This window comes from Streptomyces sp. NBC_01750, assembly GCF_035918095.1.
Taxonomy (GTDB): Bacteria; Actinomycetota; Actinomycetes; order Streptomycetales; family Streptomycetaceae; genus Streptomyces.
In genome coordinates this window covers 3,044,739-3,058,861 of the sequence record NZ_CP109137.1, presented here as the reverse complement: position 1 = coordinate 3,058,861, position 14,123 = coordinate 3,044,739, and the positions used below count along the sequence as shown (strand labels likewise).

The 14,123-nt window shown below is 69.6% G+C and carries 10 protein-coding genes; 7 read left to right on the top strand and 3 right to left on the bottom strand.

The features are described 5' to 3' along the window. Window positions 1–162 precede the first annotated feature (162 nt). Entirely contained in the window at window positions 163–1,266 is a 1,104-nt protein-coding gene (gene wecB / locus OG966_RS13795; RefSeq protein ID WP_326649887.1) for a non-hydrolyzing UDP-N-acetylglucosamine 2-epimerase, read from the bottom strand. Between the two features lie 453 nt (window positions 1,267–1,719). On the opposite strand from wecB, the gene OG966_RS13790 reads away from it, so the two are divergent. Further along, window positions 1,720–2,778: a hypothetical protein gene (locus tag OG966_RS13790; RefSeq protein WP_326649886.1), complete on the top strand. Its 1,059-nt coding sequence runs from the start codon at window positions 1,720–1,722 to the stop codon at window positions 2,776–2,778. A gap of 96 nt (window positions 2,779–2,874) precedes the next feature. Here OG966_RS13790 and OG966_RS13785 read toward each other — a convergent pair whose 3' ends face one another. Both OG966_RS13785 and OG966_RS13780 read right to left on the bottom strand, forming a co-directional pair. Continuing rightward, window positions 2,875–3,477, bottom strand: a complete 603-nt coding sequence (locus tag OG966_RS13785) for an acyltransferase (RefSeq protein ID WP_326649885.1) — start codon at window positions 3,475–3,477, stop codon at window positions 2,875–2,877. Between the two features lie 55 nt (window positions 3,478–3,532). Next, complete coding sequence (locus OG966_RS13780) at window positions 3,533–5,368, bottom strand: hypothetical protein (protein ID WP_326649884.1); 1,836 nt, start codon at window positions 5,366–5,368, stop codon at window positions 3,533–3,535. 297 nt (window positions 5,369–5,665) lie between these two features. Between OG966_RS13780 and rplU the strand changes: the two genes are divergently transcribed. From rplU to OG966_RS13750, 6 genes are all read left to right on the top strand, one after another. After that, a complete protein-coding gene (gene rplU / locus OG966_RS13775) occupies window positions 5,666–5,986 on the top strand; it encodes a 50S ribosomal protein L21 (RefSeq protein ID WP_108148675.1) in 321 nt (106 codons plus the stop codon). Between the two features lie 14 nt (window positions 5,987–6,000). Further along, entirely contained in the window at window positions 6,001–6,258 is a 258-nt protein-coding gene (rpmA, locus tag OG966_RS13770) for a 50S ribosomal protein L27 (RefSeq protein WP_326649883.1), read from the top strand. A gap of 119 nt (window positions 6,259–6,377) precedes the next feature. Continuing rightward, window positions 6,378–7,814 (top strand): GTPase ObgE, encoded by a 1,437-nt coding sequence (obgE, locus tag OG966_RS13765; protein WP_326649882.1) that lies wholly within the window; start codon window positions 6,378–6,380, stop codon window positions 7,812–7,814. A gap of 153 nt (window positions 7,815–7,967) precedes the next feature. Further along, complete coding sequence (locus OG966_RS13760) at window positions 7,968–10,043, top strand: glycosyltransferase family 4 protein (RefSeq protein WP_326649881.1); 2,076 nt, start codon at window positions 7,968–7,970, stop codon at window positions 10,041–10,043. 187 nt (window positions 10,044–10,230) lie between these two features. Beyond that, window positions 10,231–11,730: a bifunctional cytidylyltransferase/SDR family oxidoreductase gene (locus OG966_RS13755; protein ID WP_326649880.1), complete on the top strand. Its 1,500-nt coding sequence runs from the start codon at window positions 10,231–10,233 to the stop codon at window positions 11,728–11,730. A gap of 133 nt (window positions 11,731–11,863) precedes the next feature. Beyond that, window positions 11,864–14,005, top strand: coding sequence for a hypothetical protein (locus OG966_RS13750; protein ID WP_326649879.1), 2,142 nt, complete (start codon window positions 11,864–11,866; stop codon window positions 14,003–14,005). The last annotated feature ends 118 nt before the right edge of the window (window positions 14,006–14,123 follow it).

Sequence of the window (14,123 nt, the reverse complement as noted above, 5' to 3'; positions counted from 1 at the left end):
TAAGCGCTGCTCTTCGCAGCCGGCGGGAAGCCGATGGCGAGATAGATGACATGAGGCCGAGCGCCTTCTGAGGGCAGCCCGGACCTGGGAGACGCTGACATAAACGGTGACGCTAGCACGGTGACATGTACGGATTCGGGCCCCTGTGAAGCCCTGTGTCCGTCACGCGCGCCGGCTGCCCCCCTTCCACTGTTCCATGATCCGGACAACATTCTGCGCGGCTCGTCCGTCGCCGTACGGCGTGCCCGGGTCGGTCGTCGGGACCGCTCGGGTGACAGTGGCGGCCCACTCGTCGGCGGAGAGCTCGTGAGGGTCGGGAACCAAGACGTTCCAACCGGTGTCGACGGTTTCCACCCACTCGGTCTCGGGACGGATCGTGGTGGTGATCCGCTCCAGGAGGAAGGCTTCCTTCTGGAGACCGCCGGAGTCGGTGACGACACCGGTCGAAGCCAGGACCGCGGCGACCAGACCGGCGTACGGCAGCGGGCGGCCGACGTGCACAGAGCCCTGCGCGAGGTCGATTCCGTGCTGCTCGGCGCGCGCGACCAGGCGCGGGTGCGCGAGCAGCGCCACCGGCACCGGCAGCTTGGCCAGCGAGCCGATGATCGCGGCGAGGCGCTCGGGGTCGTCGGTGTTGTCCGGGCGGTGCAGGGTCGCCAGCAGGAACGGCTTCGAGGGGTCGATGCCCTCGGGCAGCTCGGGCGCCGCGTGCTCGCCGGCGAGGACCGCGTCGCGGATGCGAAGGCAGATATCGACCATGACGTCACCGGCCAGCACGGCGCGGTCCTTGAGGCCCTCGTCGGCGAGGTGGCGCATGGCCTCCTCGGTCGGGGCCAGCAGGATGTCGGCGCAGTGGTCGGTCAGCACGCGGTTGTGCTCCTCCGGCATACGCCGGTTGAAGGAGCGCAGGCCCGCTTCGAGGTGCGCGACCGGCAGGTGCATCTTCACGGCCGACAGCGCACCGGCGATCGTGGAGTTGGTGTCGCCGTAGACGAGGACCCAGTCCGGCTGCTCGCGTTCGAGGACCGGGTCGAGCGCCGTGAGCACCGAACCGGTCTGGACGCCGTGGCTGCCGGAGCCGACACCGAGGTGGACGTCCGGGTCCGGGATGCCGAGACCGTCGAAGAAGACGTCGGAGAGGTCGGCGTCGTAGTGCTGCCCGGTGTGCACGATGAAGTGCTCGTGCTCCGTCTCGGAGAACGCGGCCGCGATGGGGGCGAGCTTCACCAATTGAGGACGGGCACCGACGATGCTGATGACTTTCACTGAACACTCTTCTTCTGGGTCAGGTCACTGGCAGGGGCGTGTCACGGTCTCATACTGCTGGCAGACACCCCGCGCGATCGCGCCGCCGCCGGTGCGGCCGGTCAGCCCGGTGCGGCACACGCGCCCAGGGGTGTTCTACGCAATGGTAGGCAATCGCCGAGGTGAGCAGGCTCACGGCCCGGCCGTCGCACGTAAGTCGGTGCCTTCCCGTCCATGGTCAGGACGTCCCACCTGTGCGACGAGTGATCGGATAACGATTCTGTGAACGGGCCGTGTGGCGGCTGAGCGGTCCTCCGGCCTGCCCGTGCGGGCCGCCTGTCGTACTATCGTCGCGCAAGTTTCGCGGGGCGGTCACGGGAAAGTCGACGGTGTGCCATGGCGGTCTGGTCCGGACGGAAATCTGCGCGTCGTACGGATGCGCCGCCGAGCGGCAAGGCCGGCAGAACACCTCCTGTGGACACCTCCCTCGCCGCCACCACCGGCTGGCTGCTGCGTGGCAAGGACGGCAGGCTCACGGCGTACGCCCCGGCCGCCGAAGGTGTCCTGCGCTGGACCGAGACCCGTCCGGGCGGCCCGGAGTGGTCCGCACCCGATCTGATCCCCGCCCCGGGCGTACTGCCGTATCTCTGCCTGGCGCAGGGCGCCGACGGCTATGTCCACATGGTGGGGCTGCGGCGCAAGCGTCTCGCGGACGGCCGGACCGGCACCGATGTGGTGTACGCCCTCCAGTACCAGTCGGGCCTGGCGATACGGGACTGGTATCCGCTCGGCAGCCCGTACCCGAACGACCCCGCCCTTGCCGAGAAGATCGGCCTGCCGTCGGCGGTGGTGGACGCGGAAGGTTCACTGCACGTCTTTGTGCGCAACGCGGGCGGCGGCGTCTGCGGGCGCAGCCAGGTGCCTTCGGGCAAGTGGAACAAGTGGGCCGACTTCAAGGGCAGCGGAGCGTCCGGCACGGTCTCCGCCTCGGTCACCGCGGACGGCCTGATGGAACTCCTCGCGCCCGCGGCGGACCACATCATGCGCTGGGAGCAGCGTGAGGCGGGCGTGAAGTTCGAGCGCGCCGACGACATCCCGGCATCGGCCGCTCCCGACTCGCTCACGGCCGAGCGCACCGGCGGCAACCGGCTCACCCACTTCTGGCACGACGCCGGCGACCGCACGGTCCGCGCCTGGCGCGAGTCCGACGACACGCCGTCCGAACTCGGCAACGGTGCGGGCACCGGCCCGGTCGCCCTGCTGCGTACCCCGGTCGACGGCTACGACTGCACGATCCTCGCCCACCGTGACGCCGAGACCGGCCGCCCGGCCCTCGCCGCCTATCCGTCGGAGGACGAGTCCAGCGGCGTCAGCTGGACCCTGACGGGCGAGCCGTGCGTGGGTGCGCCCGCGCTGGCGATCGACGCCAGGGGCCGGGTGGTGATGGCGGCGTTCGGCACGGACGGCACGCTGCGGGTGACCCGCCAGAAGGAAGAGTCGGGGCTGGCCCTGGAGGCCTGGACCCGGGCGTAGGCGGGACCGACCGGGGGCGGTTCCGGGCCGTCGGCGGGACCGTTGTCGGGACGGGTGGCCGGACCCGCTGTCGGGACCGGCCCGCCGAACCTGGTGTCAGACCGCCTGCTCGGCGAGGACACCGTCCTTCTCGACGTACACCACGCCGGTCTGCGGGCACTCCCACACACCGGATTCGTCCGCTCGCTCCACCAGGCGGACACCCGAGCGGCCGACCCAGCCGATCTGCCGGGCGGGCACACCGACGACCAGCGCGAAGTCCGGTACGTCCTTGGTGACGACGGCGCCCGCGGCGACCATGGACCAGCGCCCGATACGGACCGGGGCGACGCACACCGAACGCGCGCCGATCGAGGCACCGTCGGCGATCTTCACGCCGACCGCCTCCCAGTCGCCGCCGCGCTTCTGCTTGCCGTCGGGGTCGACGGAGCGCGGGTTGTGGTCGTTGGTGAGCACCACGGCGGGGCCGATGAAGACACCGTCGCCGAGCTCGGCCGGCTCATAGACCAGCGCGTAGTTCTGCAGCTTGCAGTTGTCGCCCATCGTGACGCCGGTGCCGACATAGGCGCCGCGCCCGATGACACAGCCCTCACCGAGCTTCGCGCCCTCGCGGATCTGGGCGAGCTCCCAGACACTGCTCCCGGCGCCGATCTCGGCGGTCTCGTCGACCTGGGCGGTGGGCTGGACCCTGTAGTTCACTTCTCTGCCTTCCGGTGCGCGGCTTCGCCCGGCGAGCATACGGCCCAGGGCAGGCTCACCGGCTGTGGACCCGGGCCTTCCGCAGCTGGACCGCGAGGTAGAGCGCGGCGGCCGTCGGGGCGATGGTGCGGTACCAGCCCACGTCCGGGGACCACCAGGCGTACGCCGCCGCCGAGGTGAGGAGCAGCAGGCCCAGAATCCGCAGGATCCACCAGCGTGCAGGGTGGCGGACCGGGAGAGCGGGGGAGCCCAGGTCCGTCGACAGGGTGTCCCTGATTCCCTTGAACACCCCGCGGCGGGGGAGGAGTTGGGCTCCCGGCAGGCTCTTGAGGATCTCGTCGCGCTCGCCGAAGCCGTCCGGGACGGGCGGCAGCCCGAGCGCGGCCACCAGCTCGGACTGGCGCCGGGCCGGGCTGTCCGAGCCGCGCAGCAGTGTGACCAGCGGGCGCGGGTCGGGCACCGGGAAGACGGTGGCGATGGCCTGGGTGGTGGCGGCGGCCTCGGCGTGGTCGGTGACCGGTGCGGCCGGGTCCCACAGATGCGTCGCGAGTGCCCTGCCCTTGTGGAACAGAGTGAAGCCGTAGCGGTCGGCGGTGCGGCGCAGGACGAGGGCAGGCCATTTCTCGCCGGTGGTGAAGTTGTCCGCGGCCGCCGTCAGCATCTCTCCGCCGGTCGCGAGGGTGGCGCGTCTGCCGGGGGAGGGGTCGGGGACGAGTTCGACGTAACTCATACGGGACGGTGCCGGGGCGATACGGAGCGAGACACCGCACATCAGTGCCGCGTCGGCGACCTCGTGGGGCGGGGCCGCGGCTATCGCGAGCGAGCGTGGCGTGGGCACGGGGACGCCGGGGCCGGCGGAGAGTGCAGCCGCCGGTGTGGCGGGCTTCGGCGGGTGGCCGAAGAACGGGGTCTGCGACGCGACCTGCATCCGTACACCCAGACGGAATTCCAGGAACTCCTTGCGGCTCTCGCCGACGTACGCCCACGGGTACTCGCGCGCGTGCACCCCGATCGCGCGGAAGACGTCGAGCGCCTCGGCCCAGCGCTCGCCGAAGATCAGCATGAGGGCGAGGTGATTGCGGAACCCGGCGGCCTCCGGGTCGCCGGGCGCGTACCAGCCGGAGAGCTCCAGGGCGCGGTCGATCGCCGCATCGATCCGGGCGCGGTCGATCGGGCCGTTCTCGGTGGAGTCGTGGGACACCACCTCGTACTCAACGGCGGCGAGCAGCGGCAGCGCGTGCAGCTTCGAGCCGGGCAGCGCACCCTCGGCGGCCTGCTCGGCGAAGGCGAACATCTCCTCGTGCGAGCCGTACCACTTGTCGCACAGATACTGCAGGGCGGTGGCATGGCATCCGTAGTGGTGCGGGGCGCGGGCGACGGCCTCCGCCCAGTACGCGTCGAACACATCGCGCGGTGCCTGGGTGCCGCGTGCGTGTGTGAGCGCGACCTCCCAGGGCACCGGGTCGCCGGGGTTCAGCCCGGCCGCGGCGGCGATCACCGCAGTGGCATCGTCGAGGAGTGTGAAGAAGGCCCGGAACCGGTCCTCGGACACATGCCTGGCGCGGTAGCCGGTACGTATCTCCCAGGCCTGCTGGATACAGAGTTCCGCCTTCACGAGCATCGCGTCGGGATCCTCGGGGGACTCCGCCAGCCACGCCTCCAGCCAGCCGGGGCTCCGCAGCGCGTACTCGGCCAGCTCCGAGACGCAGACGCTGCGCCGCTCCCACTGCGCGTCGAGGCGGGTCCCGGCGAGCAGCTCGCGGGCGGGACCGGCGTCGCCCGCCGCGGCCACCGCCAGCGCGGCCCGCAGCGCGGGCTCGGCGACCCGATCGACGCTCACGGCCTCGTCCGGCGGCAGATCCGCTCCCACGGACGAGCCGTGACGGAGCATGCGAGGCAGGGTGATGAGTGAACGAAAGGACACGAGCGCTCATTGAACAGGCCGGAGCCGCCGCGTACCAAGGGGTGACGCAGGGCCAATGGGAGCGCCGACCCCGGTTTGACCCCTTGCCCGGGCGCCCGTAACCTTGACCCTCGGCGTGTTTCCATACACAGCCACCCCTGAGCAACTCCCTCCCGCTGGTTCTGCCGGCCGGGAGAGGCCGCTCATCCTTCCGGATCGCCGCAGGCTTCGGCCTGTGCGAGCGGCTGGCATCAGGGGATCCGTTCCGAGCGAAAGAGAGTCCGCGTGTACGCCATCGTGCGCAGCGGTGGTCGCCAGCACAAGGTTGCTGTCGACGACATCGTTGAGGTTGACAAGATTCCCACCGCCAAGGTTGGCGACACGGTCGAGCTCTCGACCCTGCTCGTTGTCGACGGCGACGCTGTGACCAGCGACCCGTGGGTGCTGGCCGGCATCAAGGTCACGGCCGAGGTCGTGGATCACCACAAGGGCGCGAAGATCGACATCCTTCGCTACAAGAACAAGACCGGCTACCGCCGTCGCCAGGGTCACCGTCAGCAGTACACGGCGATCAAGGTCACCGGTATCCCCGCGGCTGCGAAGTAAGGGACTGAGGAGACATGGCACACAAGAAGGGCGCATCGTCCACTCGGAACGGGCGCGATTCCAATGCTCAGCGGCTCGGCGTGAAGCGCTTCGGCGGTCAGGTCGTGCTCGCCGGTGAGATCCTGGTCCGCCAGCGTGGCACCCACTTCCACCCGGGTGCGGGCGTCGGTCGCGGTGGCGACGACACCCTGTTCGCGCTGAACGCCGGTGCGGTGCAGTTCGGCACCCACCGCGGCCGCAAGGTCGTGAACATCGTTCCGGTCGCCGAGTAATTCGGTCGCTGTAGAGCGGTTTTCTTCGTGAGGCGGACCTCGCTTCCCGGCATCGGGAAGCGGGTCCGCCTTTCGCTTGTTACTAGATAGACATTCCGTATGTAACTGGAGGAACACCCATGACCACCTTCGTGGACCGCGTCGAGCTGCATGTCGCCGCGGGTAACGGAGGCCACGGCTGCGCCTCCGTTCACCGGGAGAAGTTCAAGCCGCTCGGCGGCCCCGACGGCGGCAACGGCGGCCGTGGTGGTGACGTCATCCTGGTAGTCGACCAGTCGGTGACCACGCTGCTCGACTACCACCACAGCCCGCACCGCAAGGCCACCAACGGCCAGCCCGGCGCCGGTGACAACCGCTCCGGCAAGGACGGCCAGGACCTGGTCCTGCCCGTACCGGACGGCACCGTCGTCCTGGACAGGCACGGCAACGTCCTCGCCGACCTGGTCGGCCAGGGCACCACTTTCATCGCGGGCCAGGGCGGCCGCGGCGGCCTCGGCAACGCCGCGCTGGCGTCCGCCCGCCGCAAGGCCCCCGGTTTCGCGCTGCTCGGTGAGCCGGGTGAGGCCCGTGACGTCGTCATGGAGCTCAAGACCGTCGCCGATGTGGCGCTGGTCGGCTACCCGAGCGCCGGCAAGTCCTCGCTGATCTCCGTGCTCAGCGCCGCCAAGCCGAAGATCGCGGACTACCCGTTCACGACGCTCGTACCGAACCTGGGCGTCGTCACCGCCGGCTCGACCGTCTACACCATCGCCGATGTCCCCGGCCTGATCCCGGGCGCCAGCCAGGGCAAGGGCCTCGGTCTGGAGTTCCTGCGCCATGTCGAGCGCTGCTCGGTGCTGGTGCACGTCCTGGACACCGCGACGCTCGAGTCCGACCGGGACCCGGTCTCCGACCTCGATGTGATCGAGGCCGAGCTCAGGCAGTACGGCGGACTCGACGACCGGCCGCGGCTCGTCGTCCTCAACAAGATCGACATTCCGGACGGCCAGGACCTCGCGGACATGATCCGCCCGGAGCTCGAGGAGCGCGGGTACCAGGTCTTCGAGATCTCGGCGATCGCCCGCACCGGCCTCAAGGAACTCTCCTTCGCGCTCGCCGGCGTCATCGCCGAGGCGCGCGCGGCCAAGCCGGCGGAGGAGGCGACCCGGATCGTCATCCGCCCGAAGGCGGTCGACGACACGGGCTTCACCGTCACCCAGGAGGAGGACGGCATCTTCCGGGTGCGCGGCGAGAAGCCGGAGCGCTGGGTGCGCCAGACCGACTTCAACAACGACGAGGCCGTCGGTTACCTCGCGGACCGCCTCAACCGCCTCGGTGTGGAGAGCGAGTTGATGAAGGCCGGTGCCCGCAGCGGCGACGGCGTGGCCATCGGTCCCGAGGAGAACGCTGTCGTCTTCGACTGGGAGCCGACGATGATGGCGGGTGCGGAGATGCTCGGCCGTCGCGGCGAGGACCACCGTCTTGAGGCTCCGCGGCCTGCGGCGCAGCGTCGCCGGGACCGGGATGCGGAGCGGGACGAGTCCCAGCGTGAGTACGACGAGTTCGACCCGTTCTAGGAGCACCGGCACGGGGCGGCACGGCGGGAGGCCGGGTCGCCCCGATGAGTCCGATCCGTATCCATGCGTGCGGCGGCGCAACCTCCCGCCCCCAATGACCGTCTTGTACGCGGGGGCGGGGCGAAGTGCCCCGGTACACGGAACGGAGCGTTGATGAAGATTTCCTTCCTCATCCACACCATTTACGGCATCGGCGGCACCATCCGCACCACGCTGAACCTTGCGGAGGAGCTTGCCGACCGGCATGAGGTAGAGATCGTCTCGGTCTTCCGGCACCGGGACAACCCGCTGTTCGCCATAGACCCCTGCATCAGCGTCGTACCGCTCGTGGACACCCGTCCGTCCTCGCCGACGAACGAGATCAAGCACCCGCTCCAGCTGCAGCCCGCCGAGCTGTTCCCGAAGACCGACGCCCGCTACAAGGAGTACAGCAAGCTCAGCGACGAGCGGGTGCGGGCCCACTACGCCGGGTCGGACGCGGATGTGATCATCGGGACCCGGCCCGGACTGGTCGCGTACGTCGCGCAGTTCGCGCCGGAGGGCGCCGTGCTCATCGGCCAGGAGCACATGACGCACAATCATCACAAGCCCGAGCTGCGCGACGAGATGTACGACCACCTCGCCAGGCTCGACGCCTTCGTGACGGTCTCCGAGGGCGACGCGGCCTCCTACCGGGAGCAGATGCCGCTGCCCGGCACCCGCGTGCTCGCCATTGCGAACAGCGTGCCCGAGCCGATGGTCGCGCCTTCCGACACCTCGGGCACCACGGTGGTGGCGGCGGGACGGCTGGCTTCGGAGAAGCAGTACCAGGTACTCATCGAGGCCTTCGGCAAGGTCGCCGCCGTCCGGCCGGAGTGGACGCTGCGGATCTGCGGCTGGGGCAACCAGAAGGACCGGCTCCGCAGACGCATCGACGAACTGGGTCTGTACAACAGAGTCCATCTCATGGGCCCCCGCTCGCCCATCGAGCCGGAGTGGGTCAAGGGCGCGATCGCCGTATCCACCTCCCGCCACGAGTCGTTCGGCATGACGCTCGTGGAGGCCATGCGCTGTGGTCTGCCGGTGGTCAGCACCGACTGCGACTACGGACCGCGGGAGATCATCGACGACGGCGTGGACGGGCTGCTGGTCCCCGTCGGTGACGTCGACGCCATCGCCGACGCTCTGCTGAAGCTCATCGACGACGAGGATCTGCGCCGACGGATGGGTGCGGCCGCGCTGCGCAACGCACGGCGCTTCGACCCGGGCCCGGTCGCCAAGCAGTACGAGGAGCTGTTCGCCGAGCTCGGCGCGGCCACCGCCTCGCGCGGGGCTGCCCCGCGCACCGCCTCCGCCGCTGGGGGCGGCGGGGAGTTCGCTCCCGTCGCCGACTGCGTGGTGGGCGGGGACGGCGGGCTGGCCGTCACCCTGCTTCCCCGGAGACCGCAGGGCCAGGACGTCGCGGGTCTGAGCCGGGGCACCGGACTGCGGCTGGTCTGTACACATCAGGATGCCTCGGTCGAGGAGCGGACCTTCGCGTTCGACGCCGCCGGCCGGGCTACCGTCCCGGCCGGTGCCGACTTCCCCGAGGGCGTCTGGACCTGCCATGTGGAGCCGCCCGGGGGCGAGCGGGTGGCGCTCGCGACCCGTGCCGTCGACCAGCGCGGCGCCATGCGGGCCGCGGACCGCGCGGTGGCCGGCGCGGCCGTCGGCCAGCTCGTCCCGTATGTGAGGCAGTCAGTGCTCTCTCTGCGCTCCTGGGCCAGACCGGTCCACGCGGAGGTCGGCGACATCCTGCTCGCAGACCGGAAGATCACCCTTTCCGGCCGGCTGCTGGGCAAGGGCGCCCTGGCCGACGACCCGGTGCTGCTGCTGCGCCGACGGGGCAAGGACCCGGTCGAGCTGACGTTCCCCGTCGGCCGGGAGGGAAGCGACGGCTTCCGGGTCACCGTTCCGTGCGCGGCGCCGGCCGCTCGCCGGTCGGCCCCGCACGACGTCTGGGACCTGTGGCTGCGGTACGCGTCCGACGCCGGTCCGGTCAGGCCGGGCCGGGTGCTCGACGATGTCGTGGAGAAGGGGTCACTCGTCCCGTATCCCGGCATCGAGCTTTTGAAGAAGAGACCGTTCGCCGTGGTGCGTGCGGTGGCCCGCAAGCTGCGGGGCAGGCCCCAGCAGCGGGTCACGGTCAAGGTCTTCTACAGTGCTTCCAACGATCTTGTACTGAGCGTTGTCGACAAGCCGATCAAGTAGCTGAGCGCATCATTGGCACATGTGGTGTCAGTCACCCCGCGGGTGCGGCGGGTCGCCGCTATCTCCCTGGCCACAGGGTGAACTTCCCGTTTCGAAGAGGTGTGGAGCTCTCGACGTCCGCCTTGCGGGACGGTCACGGAGAGTGCGACCATCGCCCCGTCCCCCACTCATCGCAAGGTAGGTCGTCTTGTCTGTGCCGCACCAAGCCAAGCCCCGCACCACAGCAGTCGTGCTCGCCGGTGGTACCGGCCAGCGCGTCGGACTGGCAATTCCGAAGCAGCTGCTGAAGATCGCCGGCAAGGCCGTCATCGAGCACACGCTGTCGATCTTCGAGCAGGCCGAGTCGGTCGACGACGTGATTGTGCTGATGGCGCCGGGGTTCGTGCCCGATGTGGAGAAGATCATCGCGAAGGCCGGGCTGACCAAGGTCAGCAAGGTCATCGAAGGCGGCGCGACCCGGAACGAGACCACCGAGCGCGCCATCGAGGCTCTCGGTGAGGGGCTCGCGGAGGGCGAGGACCGCAACGTCCTCTTCCATGACGCAGTGCGTCCGCTTTTGTCGCAGCGTGTGATCAAGGCCTGCGTCGAAGCCCTCGACCGCTACCAGGCCGTCGATGTCGCCATCCCCTCCGCCGACACGATCATCGTGACCCGCACCCACGGCGGGGACGGCGAGTTCATCACCGACGTCCCGGACCGCTCCCGGCTTCGCCGTGGGCAGACGCCGCAGGGCTTCAAGCTCTCCACGATCCGCCGGGCGTACGAGATCGCTGCCGGCGACCCCAACTTCCAGGCCACCGACGACTGTTCAGTGGTGCTGAGGTATTTGCCGGACGTGCCGATCTATGTCGTCGCGGGCGACGAGTACAACATGAAGGTGACCCAGCCGGTCGACGTCTTCATCACGGACAAGCTCTTCCAGCTGGCCTCCACCGCGGCCCCGCGCCAGGCCGACGAAGCCGCCTACCGCGCGCTGCTGTCCGGCAAGACGCTGGTGGTCTTCGGCGGTTCGTACGGCATCGGCGCCGACATCGCGGCGCTGGCCGGACAGTACGGCGCCAAGGTGTACGCACTGGGCCGCTCCACCACGGGCACCCACGTCGAGAACCCGGAGCATGTGGACGACGCGCTCTCCAAGGCGTACTCCGAGACGGGCCGTATCGACTACGTCATCAACACCGCCGGCGTGCTGCGCATCGGCAAGCTGGCCGAGACGGACAACACCACCATCCAGGAGGCGTTGAACGTCAATTATCTGGCGCCGGTGCAGATTGCGCGAGCTTCGTACAAATACCTGGCGGAGACCAAGGGCCAACTGCTGCTCTACACCTCCTCCAGTTACACCCGCGGCCGCGCCGAATACAGCCTTTACTCCTCCACCAAGGCGGCCATGGTGAATCTCACCCAGGCCCTCTCGGACGAATGGGCGAGCGAGGGAATCCGGGTGAATTGCGTCAATCCGGAGCGCACGGCCACCCCGATGCGGACCAAGGCATTCGGCACGGAGCCGGAGGGCTCGCTGCTCTCCTCCGACGCTGTGGCGCGGTCCTCTCTGGACGTGCTGCTCTCCGAGCTGACCGGTCATGTCATCGATGTGCGGCAGCAGGATCCGACCCGCGAGGCGAGCGAGGCATCGGACTTCGAGCAGGCCCTCGCCGCGGCCCTGGACCGCGAGGAAGATGTGTAATAATCCTCCATTAAATTACTTTCGGGCCTCTGTTATCGCCTTGAGGCGAAAGCAGGGGCCCGAGTTCGTGAAGCCCCACCTTCACAATTCCCGCCAAATGTGAAACAACCGGCACCCTTGGAGCAGGTTCTTCGTGATTTCGACCGCCATTCGTCTGGCACGCGTAGGCAGCCTGTCAGAGCTGGCCGCGGCAGCTCTGATGGGACTCGGCTATCCGTGCGTCATGATCGCCGCGCTGATCCCGAACATCTGGTTCTTCGCGGCTGCCGGTGCCGTGACCTATGCGGCGGACTGGTATCTGCACCAGAAGGGCAGCTACCTGGTCAACCGCCTCAACAAGGTCCGGATCGGCCTGCCGATCCGCTTCCTGCTGCGTGAGCTGCTGCTTGTCCTGCTGCTCGCCCGGGAGAACATGGCGGAGACCCCGCTCTTCTATGCAGCTGTCGCCTGCTTCCTGGTCTTCTACGGTTTGCAGGCGCCGCAGGGCGCCCTGGCGACCCTGATCCGGCTGCGCCGCACCATGCCGGTCGTCACCCGCAACGTCGACCTCCACGCCATACGCATCCCGGACGCCCCGCCGAAGGCGCTGCTGCGCCGCTCCGGCGAGAAGATGCTCCACCTCGACATCCCCGCCATGGCCGGTGTGGTGCTCGCCGCCGGGACCGGCAAGGACGTCATCGGCTACGCGGGCATCGCCACCACCCTCGCTCTCGGACTGATCTACACGGCCGTCCTCGTGCCGTATCTGCGCCGCAAGCGCAGGGTGCCGGGCGCGCCCACCGTGCTCAAGGCCGTGAGCACCTGGCTGCGCGAGTACCGGCCGACCGTCGTGCTGTACTTCTCCGGCTCCGACGAGTCCGCGTACCAGGTCAACATGTGGCTGGAGACGATGGAGCGGGCCGAGGGCCGGCCGCTGATCCTCATGCGTGAGCGCAGCCTGGTGCCGAAGCTCGCCCCGACCTCCGTGCCGGTGATCTGCGTTCCCGGCGGCACGCATCTGATGAACCTCGACCTCTCCATGGTCCGCGTGACGCTGTACCCGGCCAACGTCGGCAAGAACATCCACATGCTGCGTGTCCCGACCATGAAGCACGTCTTCATCGGCCACGGCGACAGCGACAAGCTCGCCAGCGTCAACCCCTTCTCCAAGGTGTACGACGAGGTGTGGACCGCGGGCCGGGCGGGCCGCGACCGCTACGCGCTGGCCGACGTCGGCGTGCGCGACGACGACATCGTCGAGGTCGGACGCCCGCAGCTGGCCCCGATAGAGACCTGGACCGGCGCCCCGAAGAACGACATCCCGACCATCCTGTACGCCCCCACCTGGGAGGGCTGGGACGACAACCCCGGCAACACCTCCCTGCTGCTGGCCGGCGAGAACATCGTCCGGCGGCTGCTGGAGGCGGAGAAGCCGGTCCGCGTCATCTACAAGCCGCACCCGTTCACCGGTATCCGCAACAAGAAGGCCAAGGCCGTCCACGAGCGGATCACCGCGCTGGTGCAGGCCGCCGGCGCCGAGCGCGCCGCCGACCCGCGCTGGGCGAAGGAAGCCGCCGCCGCGCAGTCCGCTCAGGCCGCCGCACGGGCCGAGCTGACCCGTATCGAGGCCGCACTGGCCGTGGTGACCGCGCCGGGGCGCGCGGGCGGGGACGAGTCCGAGCAGTCGCGGGTCTCACTCGCCGACCCGGTGCGCCTTGCCGAGATCAAGAAGCTGCGGGCCGAGTGGAACAACGCCTATTGGCGCTCCTTCGGCTGGTGGGAGCACAAGGTCGTCACCGGCGCCGAGCCGAAGCTGTACGACTGCTTCAACGAGGCCGACGGCATGGTCTCCGACATCTCCAGCGTGGTCTCGGACTTCATCGCGAGCGGCAAGCCGTATGCCGTCACCGACTCCGCCGAGCTGGGCATCGAGGAGTTCCAGCGGCAGAACACCGCCGTGCGGGCCGCGGTCATCCTCTCCAACGGCGCCGAGGAGCTCGGCGAGCTGCTGGACGCGGTGGCAGACCCGGCCGCCGACCGGCAGGCAGACGCGCGGCGTGAGCTCAAGGAGTATCTGCTCGGCCCCGACGAGCCGACCTCGACCGAGCGGTTCAACGCGGCGGTACGGGTGCTGACGGACATGGCCGAGGAGCGCAACGTGGCTGTGGAGCAGCGCATCGGCGGACAGTTCCTGGGCGAGCTCGACCGAGAGTCCGACGCCGGCGGCGAGCAGCTGGTCGGCGGCGAGGCCAATGGTGTCGAGCGCAACGGAGCCGAGGCCCCGGTAGCGCGCTGACGCGTGCCGCATCTCTTTTCACGGCCCGGAAACCGCCCGCGAAGGCGAGTTTCCGGGCCGTGTCGCGTCCGACACGCATGTGACACATGAGCCGGGCACCCTGGCGCGACGTTCCACC